This window comes from Micromonospora sp. NPDC049679, from assembly GCF_040659735.1.
Taxonomy (GTDB): domain Bacteria; phylum Actinomycetota; class Actinomycetes; order Mycobacteriales; family Micromonosporaceae; genus Micromonospora_I.
The window spans coordinates 67,542-82,422 of sequence record NZ_JBFANZ010000002.1 but is presented as its reverse complement, the minus strand read 5'-3'; the positions used below and the strand labels follow the sequence as shown (position 1 = coordinate 82,422).

The window sequence follows — 14,881 nt, the reverse complement described above, 5'->3', positions numbered from 1 at the left end:
CGCATTCGTACGTTCGTGCTATTCGATGTCCGAGGAGCGCCATGAAGCCCCCCGCCGCCGACGCTCCGGCCGCCGACAACGGCTTCGACGACGAGCCGTCGAGCGACATTCCCGAGCCGGAGCTCAGCTCGACGCTCGACGAGATCGGTGCGCTGCACGACGCGCCGCCGTGGGAGACACCAGAGCCGGCGGCGCCGGTCGAGGCCGCGCTGACCGAGCGTGAGCAGCAGATTCTGGCGTTCGAACGCAAATGGTGGAAGCACGCCGGCGCCAAGGAACAGGCGATCCGGGACGCCTTCGACCTCTCCGCGACGCGTTACTACCAGATCCTCAACGGGTTGCTCGACAATCCCGCCGCCCTCGTCGCCGACCCGGTGCTCGTCGGTCGGTTGCGGCGGCTGCGTTCCACCCGCGCGCGGGGACGCCGCCGCTAGTTGTAGCCGTCGGGCGGTTCCGCCAGCCGCTCCATCCGGTTCCAACCGGCCCAGCCACGCTTGCGCATCAGATCCTGCAGCCGCTGCGTCCGCGGGTCGGACTCGACGGCAAGTGCGTCCAGAAGGTCATGCGGTAGATCGTCGTAAGCCTCCTCGCCGAGGTTGATCTCGCCGGAGGTGTATGCCTGCTCGGCCAGGCAAGCCATGATGTCGGCGGCTTCCTCCAGACGCGGGTCGTCGTCGCCTGCGTCGCTTTCGAAGATCTCCGACAGCACCCGATAGAGCCGGACGACTTGCGGGTCATCGAGCTGCGCGAGTTTCCCGGGCATAAACTCGCGGATGCGATCGGGCGAGCGAGCCGCAACCAGGATCCACCCGTCCCGTTCACCCCCCACCATCCGCTCTGACGCCCCGATCTCCCGAAGCCGATCGAGATAGGAGATCACCTCCGGTGGGAGCGCCAGACTGTCGCCGGCAGTGAGCTGCGCGATCTGCTTGCGGCTGGTCTCCAGCCGTTCGATCTCGTCGCGCAGGTGGCTGTCGATCCTGTGGACCGCTTCGGCAAAGGTCGGTGCGTCGGCTTCGAGCATCTGACCGATCCGGGAGAGCGGCACGCCAGCGTTGGCGAGGGTGCGGATCTTGATGAGGGACACGACTGCCTTTGGGCCATACCGCCGGTAACCCGAAGCATCCCGCTCCGGCTCGGGCAGTAGTCCGACCTGGTGATAGTGCCGCACCGCCCGCACCGTGACGCCGGCATACGCCGCCAGTTGACCGATCGTCAGCATGCTGTAGATCCTGCCCTCAACTCGCCCAGATCCGGTCGACGCCGGCTCAGGAGATCCTGCGACGGTAGGAGATGGTGGCGAAGATGTAGGCAACGATGAGGATGCCGACGCACCAGGCGAGGGCGGTCCAGATGTCGGTGCCGACCGGTTGCTGTGTGAGCAGGTCGCGGATCGTGTTGACGATGGAGGTCACCGGCTGGTGTTCGGCGAAGGCGCGCACCGGGCCGGGCATGGTGCCGGTGGGCACGAAGGCCGAGCTGATGAACGGCAGGAAGATGAGCGGGTAGGAGAACGCGCTCGCGCCGTCCACGGACTTCGCGGTCAGGCCGGGGATCACAGCGATCCAGGTCAGCGCCAGGGTGAACAGGATGAGGATGCCGGCGACCGCGAGCCAGGCCAGCACTCCAGCGCCCGAGCGGAAGCCCATGAGCAGGGCGACGCCGACGACGACCACGAGCGAGATCACATTTGCGACCAGCGAGGTCAGCACGTGCGCCCACAGCACGCCCGACCGGGCGATCGGCATGGACTGGAACCGCTCGAAGATCCCGCCCTGCATGTCGGTGAAGAGCCGGAATGCGGTGTAGGAGATGCCCGACGCGATAGTGATGAGCAGGATGCCGGGCAGCATGTAGTCGATGTACTGGATCGGACCGGTGTCGATCGCGCCGCCGAACACGTAGACGAACATCAACATCATGGCGATCGGCATGATCGCGGTCGTGATGATGGTGTCGAGGCTGCGCGTGACGTGGCGCACGGTCCGTCCGGTGAGGACGGCGGTGTCGCCGAAGAAGTGCGTGGCCATAGCTGTTCCTTACTTCTTGTTCGACCAGGTCTTGCGGTCCTGGCTGCCCTCGTCGGCGTCGCCGTGCTTGTCGTCTTTGCCGGCGTCCCCGACGACCGCGAAGAAGACGTCTTCGAGGGAGGGCTGCTTCTCGACGTACTCGACCTTGGCGGGCGGCAGCAGCTGTTTGAGTTCGGTAAGGGTGCCGTTGACGATGATCCGACCCTGGTGGAGGATCGCGATCCGGTCGGCGAGCTGCTCGGCCTCCTCCAGATACTGCGTGGTGAGCAGTACCGTCGTGCCGCCCTCGGCGAGCTCCTTGACGGCCTGCCATACCTCGATGCGCGCCTCCGGGTCCAGCCCGGCCGTCGGCTCGTCGAGGAAGATGACCGGCGGATTCCCGATGAGACTCATCGCGATGTCCAGGCGGCGGCGCATGCCACCGGAGTACGTCGCTACCCTCCGGGTGCCCGCCTCGGTCAACGAGAAGCGCCTCAGTAGGTCATCCGCGATCGCGCCCGGGTCCTTGAGGTGCCTCAGCCTGGCGACCAGGACGAGGTTCTCCCGCCCGCTGAGGATCTCGTCGACCGCCGCGAACTGCCCGGTGAGACTGATGGACTCGCGTACGTCGGCGGCCTGTGTCGTGACATCGAAGCCGTTGACTCGGGCAGTCCCTGTGTCCGCCCTGAGCAGCGTGCACAGGATCTTCACCAGGGTGGTCTTGCCCGCCCCGTTCGAGCCGAGCAGGGCGAAGATGCTGCCCCGCGCCACGTCGAGGTCCACGCCGCGCAGCACACGCAGCTCCTTGTACGACTTCTCCAGGCCCTGCACATGGATCGCAGGCCCCTGGACCTGATTGGTTGTTGGAGGGATGCGCATGACAGCCAGCATGGAGGGTTGACGCAGGGTCATGGTCAAGCCCGCAGGGCAGATTCGATTCGTGCAGTCAAACGGAAGCTACGGCCCGCCGCCCGACGGGAGTGGCTGACTACGCAGTGGTGCGCGGAATGGCTGTGCACGCCGGCCACGCCGACTGATCACCAACCGGTGTCTATCCCTTGGAATTACTCATCTAGCCGCGCTCCTCGGTGGTACCGCCGATGCTCGTCGATGGCAGGATGCCGGGCATGACGACGCGCGCAGCCCTGGAGCCGGTGGGCCGCACGCGGGCGAACCAGCTCGCCCGGCTGGTGACCGAGGTGCTCGCGCCCGCCGTGCTCGCCGCGTTGATGCCGCTCGTCATCGCGGTACACGCGACCGGGGACTGGATCACGGGTGTTGGTTGGGGAGCTTTGGCGATCCTCTTCTGCTCGGCGATCCCCTACGCGATCATCTGGCTCGGCGTGCGTCGCGGTCAGCTGACCGACCACCACATCGGGGTACGTGAGCAGCGCCGCCGGCCGATGGCCCTGGCTGTCGTCTCCGTCGTCGGTGGGCTGGTGGTGCTCCGGCTCCTCGGCGCGCCCCGCCCACTCGTCGCGATGGTCGCCGTGATGCTCGGTGTCGTGCTGGTGGTCGGGATCGTCAACCAGGGCTGGAAGCTGAGCGCGCACGCGGCCGTAGCCACCGGCTCCGCCACCGTACTGGTGATCGTCTTCGGCGCGCCGCTGTTCGTCGCGTTCCTGTTGGCCGTCCTCGTCGCGTGGTCCCGCGTCGAGTTGCGCGATCACACGACCGCGCAGGTGATCACGGGCGCGCTCGGCGGGATGCTCGTCGCCGCACCGACATACCTGCTGCTCGCCTAGAGCGTCATTTCTCGTACGTCCGGAGCCCGTTGCCGAGCGCGATGAACGTGGGCGCCCACTCGCCGATGAAGATGCCCCAGCGGTCGGCACGGGCGATCCCGTTTGACTCCATCCTCTGCGAGAGCATCCAGCTCACGAAAGCAGCGCCGATGCTCGCGATCCCCGCCGCATAGCAGTGCTCTGCCCGCAGGCCCTTCTCGTGCAGCATTTGCAGCATCTGTCGATCCCCCGTCTCGTGGTGGTGGCGTCGGCCCTCCAGTGCCGTCCCCACCCTGCTCGCCGCAGACCAACCTGCACCCACGCTACCGTCGGTAATCGTGGCCGGTCTCGGGCTTGCCGGAGAAGGGGCGAGGGTGCCGTGCCGGGCCGTAGAGTCGGTGCGGGTCGGGGTTTTCAGGACCCATCAGGGAGCAGCGATGACCCAGCCGACCTATTCCGTCAGTGTCGCCGCGGTCGTCGTCGACGACGTCGAGGGCGAAGGTCGGGTGCTGGTGATCCAGCGACGCGACACCGGCGCGTGGCAACTGCCGGGCGGGATCCTCGGCGCCGACGAATTCGTCGCCGACGGGGTGCGGCGCGAGGTGCGCGAGGAGACCGGGGTCGAGATCGAGCCGGAACGGCTGACCGGGGTCTACCAGAACATGACGCTCGGCGTGCTCGCGCTGGTCTTCCGGGCCCGGCTCGTCGGTGGGGCGCCCACGCCGACCGAGGAGTCGGTGGCCGTCGAATGGTGGACGGTCGGCCAGGTTGAGGCGGGAATGGACGCGGTCTTCGCCGCCCGCATCCTCGACGCGCTCACCGACGAGCGGACGCCCACGGTCCGGTCCCATGACGGCGTACGCCTCCTGCACCACGCCTGACGCCCGGCCCCGCCCCGGCCTCCCGCCCCCTCCCGCCCCCTCCCCGTCGATCAAGGACGTATTCACACGTACTGATCTCCAATCGTGTGAATACGTCCTTGATCGACCGCAAACTCCTTGATCGCCGAGCGCGGGCGACGCGACGGGAATCGCGGACGGCGAGAAATGACGGGGGCACAGGAGAAGAATCGGCGGTATGAGTGACCGTGCCGAGTGGGCGGGACTGAGTGACACCCGAACGGCGGAGCCGGGCGTTGCGGACGCCTACGACGCGGCGCGGCTCGCGGCCGAACTCGGTCAGGCGGTACGCGACCTGCGCGAGACTCGGGCCTGGAGTCAGGCGCAGCTCGCGCAGACGGCGGGCATGACGCCGTCGGAGGTGGCCCGCTTCGAGGCCGGCAGCACCATGCCGACCCTCCTCATGCTCAAGCAGTTGGCCCGGGCGCTCGACGCCGACCTGGCGATACAGTTCCGGACCCCGATCCGGTGACCGGCGTCGTCCGCGTCGTCCGTCGGACCGCAATGTCGCCGAATCTGCTGTCTCCGCAGCCGCGGACGCAGCAGGTTCCCTGACATCGCCGGCTCGTGCCGGCGCCGGGCTACGGGCGCGGGACGCGCAGCGCGGCGACCCGGATGAGGGCCTGTCGGTGCCGCCCGTCCGTGCCGTCCCAGCGGAGCTCCACCCCGAGCAGGTTGATCCATTCCAGGCCGGGCAGGTCGGCTCCGGCCGGCACGTGCGTCACCCGCAGGTGCAGCTCGCCCCGGCCGTAGCAGTAGTCCGCCTCGGAAATCCGGATCACGTCGCCGACGGCCACCGGCGGCGCGCTCACCAGTGCCCGCCGTTGGTCGGCCACCGCTGAGTCGGCTCGCTGAGGCGGTCGGGGCACGGCCATCGCAGGCCGCAGACGCAGCGGCGTCCCCATCGTCGCCAGTCGCGCCGATGACGCGGGGCGAACGGGATGGTCGGCGCCTTCTGCTGCCAGCTCCACCACATCACCCGCCGCCTTTCGAAGATTGTGGAGAGGGGCCGCCCGGTGGGGCTTGCCGCACCAACCGTGTGGGCGGCCCCTGCGGTCCCGCCCGGGGCTCGGGGGCGCACTCCGAGCGGTTCCGCTGGTTCACAGTCTGGTGAGGACGGCACTACGCTCATAAGGGTCGATGCGTGGACCCGGTTTCGTGTCCACGATCCCGGCCCTGGTGTAAGGAGCTGTACGTGGGCCAGCAAACGACGCTCGACCTCTTTGCCGACGAGTTACGCCGGGCCCGCGCCGCCGCCGGCATGTCGCAGGACGCATTGAGCCACGTGATCAACTACTCGTCGTCTCTCGTGGCGAAAATCGAGCTTGGCCAGCGCCGCCCCAGACGTGACTTCGCGCAGCGCTGCGACGAGGCGTTGGAGACCGGCGGGTTGCTGGTCCGGATCCACGCGGTGCTTGGCCATGGGCCGGTTCAGCCCTGGTTCCGCCAGTGGGCGGCCATCGAGCAGGAGGCGACCTCGCTGCGGTCATACGAGTGGTCAGTGGTGCCCGGTCTGTTGCAGATCGAGGCGTACGCCCGCACCCTGCTCGGCGGTGGCGCCCTGCTCATCGGTGACGAGGTCGAGCAACAGGTGGCGGTCCGGCTGGAGCGGCAGGACGTTCTGCTCCGAGACCGCCCGCCTCACTTCATCGCGGTGATCGACGAGCACGTGCTGCGCCAGCCGATCGGCGGTGCCGAGGTGATGCGGGACCAGCTTTGCCACCTCATCAAGGTCTGCACAGATCATCCGCGCGTGCGAATCCAGATCGTGCCGCGCGCCGTCGGGGCCTACGTTGGGCTGAACGGTCCCTTCGTGATCGCCACGCCGCCGGACGGGGATGATGTCGCCTATCTGGACGACCAACTTCAGGGGCAACTGATCGATCGCGTGGAGGATGTCGCGACGATCCAGCGGGCTTGGGAGTCGGTCCGCGGCGAAGCGCTGCCACACCAGCAGTCCATGGAGTTGATACGGGAGGCGGCGGGGAGATGGAATTGACCGGCGTCACCTGGCGCAAGAGCACTCGCAGCAACGCTAACGGCGGCAACTGCGTGGAGGTCGCCGACAACCTGCCGGGCCTCGTCGGCGTACGTGACAGCAAGGACCCGACGGGATCGCCGTTGATATTCGAGCGCGACGCGTGGCGGGCATTCGTGCGGGCGGTCAAGCGCTCCTGACGGGAGCCGCAGCGTGCCCGCCCCGGCGCGTTCAGAAGACCAAAGATCGGGAGTGCGGTCATGAGCTATCCGGAGCCGCGTTACCTCGGTGACAAGGGCGAGGTCAGCGCCAGCTACCGCCCGGCGGGCCACAAGCCCGAGCTGACGTATCCGACCGGCAACACGGTCCATTACCTGGCAACAGGCGCGTCGACCAACGGCCAGTTCGGCCTCTACCGCTGGGAGATGGGCCCCACGCCGAGCGGCCCCGACCTGCACTTCCACAAGTCGATCTCCGAGTCGTTCTACATTCTCGCGGGCTCGGTGCGGATCTACGACGGCACCCGCTGGATCGACACCGCCCCCGGAGACTTCGTGCACGTGCCCGAGGGTGGGATCCACGCGTTCCGCAACGAGTCGGGGGAGCCGGCGTCGATGCTGCTGCACTTCGCCCCCGGCGCGCCGAGGGAGGGTTACTTCGAGGGGCTGATCGACCTGGCCGGGAAGAGCGAGGAGGAGCGCGCCGAGTTCTTCCTCCGCCACGACACCTTCTGGCTCTAACCAACGCTCAGCGATTGGCGTGCCGGCTGGCACGGCGGCTGTCACTGTCGGATCAGGGACGTTCGGCCGGGATGACGATCGTGGTCTGTTGCTGCCCCTCCAGGGGCAGCAACAGACCACGATCACGCTGCTACAGCTCGTACGTCCGCTGCACAAGTCGATCTGAAGCGACTGATCTGTGGTGGCACCTGGCCGTGTTCCAGCCCGTGCAGCAGACCATCTGGCCGCCGACCAGTGTCCAAGGAACTGTGAGCCGCTCGGACAGGTCGAGGACCGCGTGCCATAGCGAGTCAACGGGCGCTGCCAGCGGCGGCAGCACGACCTCGCTCATGTGACGGGTCGCGGGGACGCTGTGGCCTCGCTCGTGCGTTGCCCGAGGTGTTGCGCGTTGACGCGCCCGGAGCGGCGGCGCGCAATCTGGCCGGCAAGGCGATTCAGCATCTCCGCCCCGGCCCGGGCGGCGCGATCTTCACCGGACTCGACCAGGTCGGCGGCGAGCACTGACGGTGCGAGATCGGACTGTCCCTCGGCGAACGGCCACACGTCATGGGGCACACGCACGATGACGTTCGGCTCGGGTCCGCGGTCGCGCACATGCAGTTCGCGGCGTAGTTGTGGCCAGAGGTCTGCGGGGACGTAGAACTCCGGCACCGCGGCGACCACGACCAGGTCGGCACCGGCTTTCATCGCCGCCGAGGCGCCGGCGGCCGCCACCCGCGGCTCCTGCGCGAGGCGTTGTAGTGCCGCCGGGTGCATCCAGCATCGGTCGACCTGCGCGCGTGCCCGCAGCGCGGCTCGCCAGACGTCCGCTTCCCCGCCGGCCAGGTGAATGGCGAATGCCCGGACCTTGGAGCGCGCCGCCGGGTCGAGCCACGGGGCGGGCAAGCCGGCGAGCATGAGCAGTAGGCCCCACGCGCGGCGAGCCGCCATCGGGCGGCGTGGCAACGGCCGATGGGCGACGCGGCGGGCCAGGTCATTGCGGTCGACCAGCCAGGCGAGGCCAACCTGGTCGCCCTCGAGCGCCCCCGAACGAAGCAGACGGCGGACCAGCGACGGATCGACGCCGAGTTGATCCGCTGCTTCGGCCACGCTGACAAAGCTTGCCACCGTGCCACCGCCCTTCTTTCCACTACCGTCCTGCTATCGGGACCCTAGCGGAAACAAGACCCGGCTCGTCAGCGCTTGGCGTGCTGTTCCGCGTACGCCGCCAGCCAGGCGACCTGCGTCGGGTCGAGCGACGGCCGGACCCGCTCCCGGGCCGCCGCGACATGGGCCGCCGTCACGGTCGACGCCTCCAGCGACTCGCGCATCGCGGCGAGCGCCGCCTCGCGGATCAGCGCGGCGCAGTCGGCGGCGGAGAACCCGTCGAGCGTCTCCGCTACCGAGGCGAGCTCGACGTCGGGGGCGAGCGGCACCACCCTGGCGGCGGCGCGCAGGATCTCGACGCGGGCGGCGGCGTCCGGCGGTGGCACGTAGACCAGCCGCTCCAGCCGACCCGGTCGAAGCAGCGCCGGGTCGATCAGGTCCGGCCGGTTGGTCGCCCCGATGACCACGACGTTGCGCAGCGACTCCACCCCGTCCAGCTCGGTGAGCAGGGCGGCGACGACGCGGTCCGTCGTACCTCCGTCGCTCGCCTGGCCGCGCACCGGCGCGAGCGCGTCGACCTCATCGAGGAAGACGAGCGTCGGCGCGGCCTCGCGGGCCCGACGGAACAGCTCGCGTACGGCGCGCTCGCTCTCGCCCACCCATTTCGACAGCAGTTCGGCGCCCTTGACCGACAGCACGTTCGCGCGGCCGGTGCCGGCGAGCGCGGTCACCAGGAAGGTCTTGCCGCAGCCCGGCGGACCGTAGAGCAGCACGCCGCGCGGGGGCTGCACGCCGAGCCGGGCGAAGGTGTCCGGGTAGGTGAGCGGCCAGAGCACCGACTCGGTCAACACCTCCTTGACCTCGACCATGTCGCCCACGTCGTCCAGCGTCACCTCCGCGATCTCCAGGGTGGACGACGCCATCGAGGTCGGCCGGACCACCTCGAGCGCGGCCGTGAAGTCCGCCATCGCGACGACCGGCGCCGCCTCGGACTTCTGGCGCAGCGCGGCCCGCACACCGGCCTCGCGGGCCAGTGCGCCCAGATCGGCGGCGACAAAACCGGGGGTACGCCCGGCGACCTCGTCGAGACGTACGTCCTCGGCGAGCGGCATTCCCCGGGTCAGCACGGCGAGCTGCTCACGCCGGAGGGCGGCATCCGGCAGCGGGACGGCCAACTGCAGCGCGAGCAGGTCGGGCGCGCGCAGTCCCGGGTCGACGGATTCCGGTCGGCCGGTCGCGCAGACCACGGCCGCGCCGGCGGTCACCGTCTCGGCGAGCACCTGCCGGAACACGGTGGCGAGGGGACCGGGCTGGTCGCGTGGGGCCAGCGCCTCGACGTCGGAGATCAGCAGCACGGCGGGTCCGCCCCCGCGCACCGACGCGGCGGCGGCGCGGAGCCGGGCCGCCGCCGCCTCGTTCGTCAGAGCCGCCAGCTCCGGCGCCCACAGCGACACGAGCCGGGCGCCGAGCGTCGCCGCGACCGCGCGGACCAGCGCCGACTTGCCCGAGCCGGCCGGGCCGGAGATGAGTACGCCGAGCGAGACGGTGGTGCCGAGCCGGCCCAGCACCTCGCGGTGGTGGAAGCCCAGGTCGAGCAGTTCGGTGAGCTCGTGGGCCTGGGCGCGCAGTCCGGGCAGGTCGTCGAGGGCCGGCGCGCCCTCGTCCGCCGTGGCCGGGGCCGGCATGACAGCGGCGGGCGCCACGGCGGCGGGGGTGGAGCCGTGGGTCACCTGTCCGTCCTGCCATCCGACGACGGTGTCCATGGTGACCAGCACCGACTCGGCCGGCTCGGCGGCGGCGACGGTGAGCAGCGTGCTCGTCCAGGCGTACCCGACGGTGTTGGCGAGGCTGCGCCGGGCGGCCTCGACCAGTGTGCGGGTGGCCGCGTCCGGCAGCACGTCCTGCGGCAGCAGCGAGACGTCGTCGCCGGCCGTCACCACCTTGCCGAGCAGCGCGAGCCGGAGCATCTCGGGGGTGACCGCGGCGACGATCTCCGCCGGGCCGGTCAGGGTGATCCGGCGCGCGGCGCCCACCGGCACGGGCGCCACGGTCACCTGGCCGCCGTCGCGCACCCCGAGGTTGCCCAGCGTCAGGTCGTCGGCGTAGAGCAGCGCGCGGCTCGCGGTGGTCTCCGCCCGGGCGGCGATGCCGGCCGTGATCCGTCGGCCGGTGAGCCGGACCGGGTCGCCGGCGTTGAGCCCGAGCGCCCCGAGCACCTCCGGGTGCAGCCGGACGATGCCGCGTCGAGCGTCGAGCGCCGCCGGCCGCAGACTCGCGGTCAGGGTGAGATCGTGATCCGCCACGGGGCCGAGAGTAGCCCGGCGACGCCGGCGGATACCGCGTCAACGCAGGCGAGACCCGCTGAGAGAGTTCTCAGGCACCGATAGACCCCAAAGCCGTACGGTGTGCCCTATGCCTACCCCGCTACCGGCACGGCTCCGCCGTGCCCTGCCGAGGATGACCCGTCGTCGGGTCGTCACCGGTTCGGTGCTGCTCGCCCTGCTCGCCGGCGCGGTCGTCTGGGCGGTGTCGCCGAAGTCCACGGCGTACACGGCCGAGAATCGCATGATCACCGTGCGGTCCGGTCCGGGCGGGGACGAGCCGGTCGACCTGGACACCACCTTCTACCTTCCCGACGGCGCGTCCGCCGACAGCAAGGTGCCCGCCGTGCTGCTGGCGCACGGCTTCGGGGGCACGAAGAACACGGTGAAGACCGACGCGGAGGACCTGGTCGGCATCGGCTACGCGGTGCTCAGCTTCACCGCCCGCGGGTTCGGCCGCAGTGGCGGGCAGATCCACCTGGACAACCCCGACTACGAGGTACGCGACGCGCAGCGTCTGCTCGACTGGCTCGCCACCCGCCCCGAGATCCGTACCGACGCCGCCGGTGACCCGCGGGTGGGCGTCGTCGGTGGCTCGTACGGGGGCGGCCTCGCGCTGATGCTCGCCGCCCAGGACCCGCGGGTCGACGCGATCGTCCCGATGATCACCTGGAACGACCTGTCGCGGTCGTTCCTGCCCGAGGCGACCGGCAAGTCCCCGGTCGACGGGGTCCTCAAGAAGGGGTGGGCGGGGCTCTTCTTCGGCAGCGGGTCGGCGGGACCGGGCGGTACCGGCGGGCTCGGCAACCTCGGCACGCCGGGTCCGGCCGCCGGCGTCGACCCCGGCGCGGTCAGTGGTGGCGCGGCCAGCCCCGCGGCGGGCGCCGGCGGCACGGCGGTGGGGCCGGGCGCGAGTGCGAGTCCGTTGCCCGGCGTGCGGCCGCCCTCGCCGGGCGCGCCCGCGAGCCCCGGACCGACCGCCGCCCCCGGCAGCGTCGTCCCGCCGGGGAACCGGGGCGCCGACCCGCAGTGCGGCCGGTTCGCCCGCGACGTCTGCCAGGCGTACCTGCAGATCGGCGCGGCGGGCACGGGCACCGAGGAAGCCGTCGCTCTGCTGCGCAAATCGAGCCCGGCCGGCGTGCTCAACCGGATCAAGGCGCCGACGCTGCTGATCCAGGGCGCGGCCGACACCCTCTTCCCGCTCTCCGAGGCCGACGCCAACGCCCGCGGCATCGCCGCCAACGGCACCCCGGTCCGGGTCGCCTGGTTCACCGGCGGCCACGACGGCGGCTCCGGCCCGGACTCCGACCGGGACCGGCTCAAGTACCTCACCGGGCAGTGGCTCGGTCACTACGTCAAGGGCGAGGGCGCGGCGCCCGGGCAGAGCTTCACCTGGTCGCGGATCTCCGGCTTCAACGCGCTCGACCGCGGTCTCGTGGCCAGCGGCTACAGCTTCGCCGACTATCCCGGAATAAGCGGCAGGTCCACCCGGAGCGTCACCGTCGCCGGTCCGCCGCAGTCGATCGCCAACCCGCCGGACGGCAACCCGGCCGCGATCTCGTCGCTGCCGATGGCGCAGGGACTCTCGTCCTTCCTCGACGGAATCGCCGGCGATCTGTCGGGACAGCACGCCCGGTTCGAGTCGCGGCCGCTCGACCATCCGGTCGACGTGGTCGGGGCGCCGACCGTCACGATCCGCGCCGCGTCGCCCACCGGCGAGGCGGTGCTCTTCGTCAAGCTCTACGACGTCGACCCGAAGGGCGGGGCGACCCTCTCCAGCGGGCTCATCGCCCCCGTGCGGCTGACCGGCCTCCCCGCCGACCTGGCCGGGGCGCGGCCGGCGGCCGTCACGCTGCCGGCGATCGTGCGCCGGATCGAGGCCGGCAACCGGCTGCGCATCGTGGTGGCCACCGCCGACCAGGCGTACGCGACGCCGATCCAGCCCACCGTCTACCAGGTCGGGCTCGGTGACGGGACGACGTCGACGGTCGCCCTGCCGACCGTGCCCGGGGACCCGATCGCCACGCCGGGGGTGCTCTGGCGCTGGGTCCTGATCGGCCTGCTCGTCGCCATCGCGCTCGGGCTCGTCGCGGTCGTCCTGATCGCACGCCGCCGGCACCGCCGGATGGACACCTCGGTCACCGCGGAGTACGCGGACACGCCACTGGTCGTTCGCGAGCTGCGCAAGGAGTACGCGGACGGTTTCGTCGCGGTCTCCAGGGTGGACTTCACGGTCGAGCGCGGTCAGGTGGTCGGGCTGCTCGGGCCGAACGGCGCGGGTAAGACCACCACCCTGCGGGTGCTCATGGGGCTGACCCAGCCGAGCGCCGGGGAGATCTACGTCTTCGGGCACCGCCTGGTTCCCGGCTCGCCGGTGCTCTCCCGGATCGGAGCGCTCGTCGAAGGTCCCGGGTTCCTGCCGCACCTGACGGGGCTGGAGAACCTCCGCTCCTACTGGCGTGCGACGGGGCGGCCGCTGGCGGACGCCCACTTCGAGGAGGCGCTGGAGACCGCCGGTCTCGGTGACTCCGTACATCGCAAGATCAAGACGTACAGCCACGGCATGAAGCAGCGGCTGGCGATCGCGCAGGCCATGCTCGGCCTCCCCGAGCTGCTCGTGCTCGACGAACCGACCGACGGACTCGACCCGCCGCAGATCGCCGAGATGCGCCGGGTGCTCAAGCGCTACGCCACCGGCGGACGCGCCGTGCTGGTCTCCAGCCACCTCCTGGCGGAGGTCGAGCAGACCTGCACCCACGCGGTCGTGGTCAACAAGGGCGTCATCGTGGCGTCCGGCCCGGTCGCCGAACTGGTCGGTGAGTCGCCGAGCGTCCATCTGGACGTCTCGGACGTCGAGGCGGCGCAGCAGGTGCTGGGCCGCATCGCCGGGGTGCGTTCGGTGGCGACCGAGGGGGGCACCGGACTGGTCGTCGACATCAACGGCACGCCGCGCAGCGAGGTGGTCGCCGAACTGGTGCGAGCCGGCGTCGGCGTCGACCGGGTGATGCCGCGCCGTCGTCTGGAAGACGCGTTCCTCGCCCTGGTGGGCGACAACTCTCGGGGAAGCGGGGACCGCTGATGTCCACAGTGCGCAGCGCCGGAGCGGGTACGGCACCCGACAGCGCCGGGGCGGCCCGTGGCTACCGGCCACAGGCCACGCTCTCGATCTGGACCGAGGTGCGGCGGCAGGCCTCGCGACGCCGTACGCAACTCGCCCTCGGCTTCATGATCCTGCTGCCGGTGATCGTTCTGATCGCGTTCCAGTTCGAGGGGAACGGCGACGACCGGGAGCGCGGCGGGGAGTTCTCCAGCCTCATCGAGCTGGCCACCGCCGGCGGGCTCAACTTCACCCTGTTCTCGATCTTCGTGTCGGCTTCGTTCCTGCTCGTGGTGATCGTCGCGCTCTTCTGCGGTGACACGGTGGCGAGCGAGGCGAGCTGGGGGAGTCTGCGCTATCTGCTGGCGATCCCGGTGCCCCGCGCCCGGCTGCTCGCGGTCAAGCTGGTCGTCGCGCTCGCGTACTCGGCTCTGGCCCTGCTCCTGCTCGCCGGCACCGCTTTGCTCATCGGCACGCTGCGCTACGGCTGGGCGCCGCTGCGCAGCACCGTCGCCGCGGAGATCCCGCCCGGGGAGGGGCTGTTGCGGCTCCTCGGCATCCTCGGTTATCTCGCGGTGATGCTGATGATCGTGGCCGGGCTGGCGTTCCTGCTGTCGGTCTCGACCGATGCCGCGCTCGGCGCGGTCGGCGGCGCGGTCCTGCTCTGGATTCTCTCCAGCATCCTCGACCAGATCACCGCGCTCGGCGTGCTGCGGCACTTCCTCCCCACCCACTACAGCACCGCGTGGCTGGGGCTGCTCTCCACGCCCGTGCAGACCGACGACATCGTGCGCGGCTGCATCTCCGCGATCTGCTACGCGACCGTCTTCTGGTCGCTCGCCTTCTGGCGCTTCACCCGCAAGGACGTCGTCTCCTGACCCCGGGACCCGCGTGATCAGGGTGCAGCTACCGCGTGTCGTCGGCGCCGGGGTGCGCAGTCCCTGATCACGCGGATCTCGGCCGGAGGGGGCGGGCTGCCGTGTCGTGGCCGGTCAGAGGGGTTGGTCACACCTTGAGAATCGCTCGC

At 70.7% G+C, this 14,881-nt stretch carries 16 protein-coding genes; 9 read left to right on the top strand and 7 right to left on the bottom strand.

The genetic code is table 11. The annotated features are described in order from the left end of the window. Nucleotides 1-41: 41 nt before the first annotated feature. On the top strand, nt 42-434 hold the full coding sequence (locus AB0J06_RS02120; protein WP_357423637.1) for a DUF3263 domain-containing protein: 393 nt from the start codon (nt 42-44) through the stop codon (nt 432-434). Here AB0J06_RS02120 and AB0J06_RS02115 read toward each other — a convergent pair. The 3 genes from AB0J06_RS02115 to AB0J06_RS02105 are packed head-to-tail and all read right to left on the bottom strand — an operon-like array spanning nt 431 to nt 2,888. Next, on the bottom strand, nt 431-1,222 hold the full coding sequence (locus tag AB0J06_RS02115) for a MerR family transcriptional regulator (RefSeq protein ID WP_357423635.1): 792 nt from the start codon (nt 1,220-1,222) through the stop codon (nt 431-433). The two genes, AB0J06_RS02120 and AB0J06_RS02115, sit on opposite strands and share 4 nt — an antisense overlap. Nucleotides 1,223-1,268: 46 nt before the next feature. Continuing rightward, entirely contained in the window at nt 1,269-2,030 is a 762-nt protein-coding gene (locus AB0J06_RS02110; protein ID WP_357423633.1) for an ABC transporter permease, read from the bottom strand. Nucleotides 2,031-2,039: 9 nt separating this feature from the next. Further along, nucleotides 2,040-2,888, bottom strand: a complete 849-nt coding sequence (locus AB0J06_RS02105; protein ID WP_357423631.1) for an ATP-binding cassette domain-containing protein — start codon at nt 2,886-2,888, stop codon at nt 2,040-2,042. A gap of 248 nt (nt 2,889-3,136) precedes the next feature. On the opposite strand from AB0J06_RS02105, the gene AB0J06_RS02100 reads away from it, so the two are divergent. Then, on the top strand, nt 3,137-3,754 hold the full coding sequence (locus tag AB0J06_RS02100; protein ID WP_357423629.1) for a hypothetical protein: 618 nt from the start codon (nt 3,137-3,139) through the stop codon (nt 3,752-3,754). A 4-nt stretch (nt 3,755-3,758) separates the two neighbouring features. Here AB0J06_RS02100 and AB0J06_RS02095 read toward each other — a convergent pair whose 3' ends face one another. After that, complete coding sequence (locus tag AB0J06_RS02095) at nt 3,759-3,971, bottom strand: hypothetical protein (RefSeq protein WP_357423627.1); 213 nt, start codon at nt 3,969-3,971, stop codon at nt 3,759-3,761. A gap of 199 nt (nt 3,972-4,170) precedes the next feature. Here AB0J06_RS02095 and AB0J06_RS02090 point away from each other — a divergent pair, with 199 nt between their 5' ends. Further along, nucleotides 4,171-4,614 (top strand): NUDIX domain-containing protein, encoded by a 444-nt coding sequence (locus tag AB0J06_RS02090; RefSeq protein ID WP_357423625.1) that lies wholly within the window; start codon nt 4,171-4,173, stop codon nt 4,612-4,614. Between the two features lie 196 nt (nt 4,615-4,810). Continuing rightward, nucleotides 4,811-5,104, top strand: a complete 294-nt coding sequence (locus tag AB0J06_RS02085; protein ID WP_357423623.1) for a helix-turn-helix transcriptional regulator — start codon at nt 4,811-4,813, stop codon at nt 5,102-5,104. A gap of 109 nt (nt 5,105-5,213) precedes the next feature. Here the strand turns inward: AB0J06_RS02085 and AB0J06_RS02080 are convergent, their stop codons facing one another. Beyond that, nucleotides 5,214-5,468: a hypothetical protein gene (locus AB0J06_RS02080; protein WP_357423621.1), complete on the bottom strand. Its 255-nt coding sequence runs from the start codon at nt 5,466-5,468 to the stop codon at nt 5,214-5,216. A 359-nt stretch (nt 5,469-5,827) separates the two neighbouring features. Between AB0J06_RS02080 and AB0J06_RS02075 the strand changes: the two genes are divergently transcribed. Genes AB0J06_RS02075 through AB0J06_RS02065 form a run of 3 tightly spaced genes read left to right on the top strand, consistent with a single transcriptional unit; the run spans nt 5,828 to nt 7,350 of the window. Then, entirely contained in the window at nt 5,828-6,631 is an 804-nt protein-coding gene (locus AB0J06_RS02075; protein WP_357423619.1) for a helix-turn-helix transcriptional regulator, read from the top strand. Beyond that, the gene (locus tag AB0J06_RS02070) at nt 6,622-6,810 is read left to right on the top strand and encodes a DUF397 domain-containing protein (protein ID WP_357423617.1); all 189 of its coding nucleotides are present in this window, start codon (nt 6,622-6,624) and stop codon (nt 6,808-6,810) included. The genes AB0J06_RS02075 and AB0J06_RS02070 overlap by 10 nt, the downstream gene beginning before the upstream one ends. Before the next feature lie 60 nt (nt 6,811-6,870). After that, nucleotides 6,871-7,350 (top strand): cupin domain-containing protein, encoded by a 480-nt coding sequence (locus tag AB0J06_RS02065; RefSeq protein ID WP_357423615.1) that lies wholly within the window; start codon nt 6,871-6,873, stop codon nt 7,348-7,350. Between the two features lie 327 nt (nt 7,351-7,677). On the opposite strand, the gene AB0J06_RS02060 is transcribed toward AB0J06_RS02065, so the two are convergent. Continuing rightward, nucleotides 7,678-8,457, bottom strand: coding sequence for a helix-turn-helix domain-containing protein (locus tag AB0J06_RS02060; protein WP_357423613.1), 780 nt, complete (start codon nt 8,455-8,457; stop codon nt 7,678-7,680). A 68-nt stretch (nt 8,458-8,525) separates the two neighbouring features. Further along, a complete protein-coding gene (locus AB0J06_RS02055; protein WP_357423611.1) occupies nt 8,526-10,739 on the bottom strand; it encodes an AAA family ATPase in 2,214 nt (737 codons plus the stop codon). A 109-nt stretch (nt 10,740-10,848) separates the two neighbouring features. On the opposite strand from AB0J06_RS02055, the gene AB0J06_RS02050 reads away from it, so the two are divergent. Then, a complete protein-coding gene (locus tag AB0J06_RS02050; protein ID WP_357423609.1) occupies nt 10,849-13,836 on the top strand; it encodes an alpha/beta fold hydrolase in 2,988 nt (995 codons plus the stop codon). Further along, nucleotides 13,836-14,732, top strand: a complete 897-nt coding sequence (locus tag AB0J06_RS02045; RefSeq protein ID WP_357423607.1) for an ABC transporter permease subunit — start codon at nt 13,836-13,838, stop codon at nt 14,730-14,732. The genes AB0J06_RS02050 and AB0J06_RS02045 overlap by 1 nt, the downstream gene beginning before the upstream one ends. The last annotated feature ends 149 nt before the right edge of the window (nt 14,733-14,881 follow it).

Bases quoted from the DNA above. Each gene is read 5' to 3' on its own strand.
- AB0J06_RS02120 (WP_357423637.1), top strand. From the start codon at position 42: ATGAAGCCCCCCGCCGCCGACGCTCCGGCCGCCGACAACGGCTTCGAC.
- AB0J06_RS02115 (WP_357423635.1), bottom strand. From the start codon at position 1,222: ATGCTGACGATCGGTCAACTGGCGGCGTATGCCGGCGTCACGGTGCGG.
- AB0J06_RS02110 (WP_357423633.1), bottom strand. From the start codon at position 2,030: ATGGCCACGCACTTCTTCGGCGACACCGCCGTCCTCACCGGACGGACC.
- AB0J06_RS02105 (WP_357423631.1), bottom strand. From the start codon at position 2,888: ATGCGCATCCCTCCAACAACCAATCAGGTCCAGGGGCCTGCGATCCAT.
- AB0J06_RS02100 (WP_357423629.1), top strand. From the start codon at position 3,137: ATGACGACGCGCGCAGCCCTGGAGCCGGTGGGCCGCACGCGGGCGAAC.
- AB0J06_RS02095 (WP_357423627.1), bottom strand. From the start codon at position 3,971: ATGCTGCAAATGCTGCACGAGAAGGGCCTGCGGGCAGAGCACTGCTAT.
- AB0J06_RS02090 (WP_357423625.1), top strand. From the start codon at position 4,171: ATGACCCAGCCGACCTATTCCGTCAGTGTCGCCGCGGTCGTCGTCGAC.
- AB0J06_RS02085 (WP_357423623.1), top strand. From the start codon at position 4,811: ATGAGTGACCGTGCCGAGTGGGCGGGACTGAGTGACACCCGAACGGCG.
- AB0J06_RS02070 (WP_357423617.1), top strand. From the start codon at position 6,622: ATGGAATTGACCGGCGTCACCTGGCGCAAGAGCACTCGCAGCAACGCT.
- AB0J06_RS02065 (WP_357423615.1), top strand. From the start codon at position 6,871: ATGAGCTATCCGGAGCCGCGTTACCTCGGTGACAAGGGCGAGGTCAGC.
- AB0J06_RS02050 (WP_357423609.1), top strand. From the start codon at position 10,849: ATGCCTACCCCGCTACCGGCACGGCTCCGCCGTGCCCTGCCGAGGATG.
- AB0J06_RS02045 (WP_357423607.1), top strand. From the start codon at position 13,836: ATGTCCACAGTGCGCAGCGCCGGAGCGGGTACGGCACCCGACAGCGCC.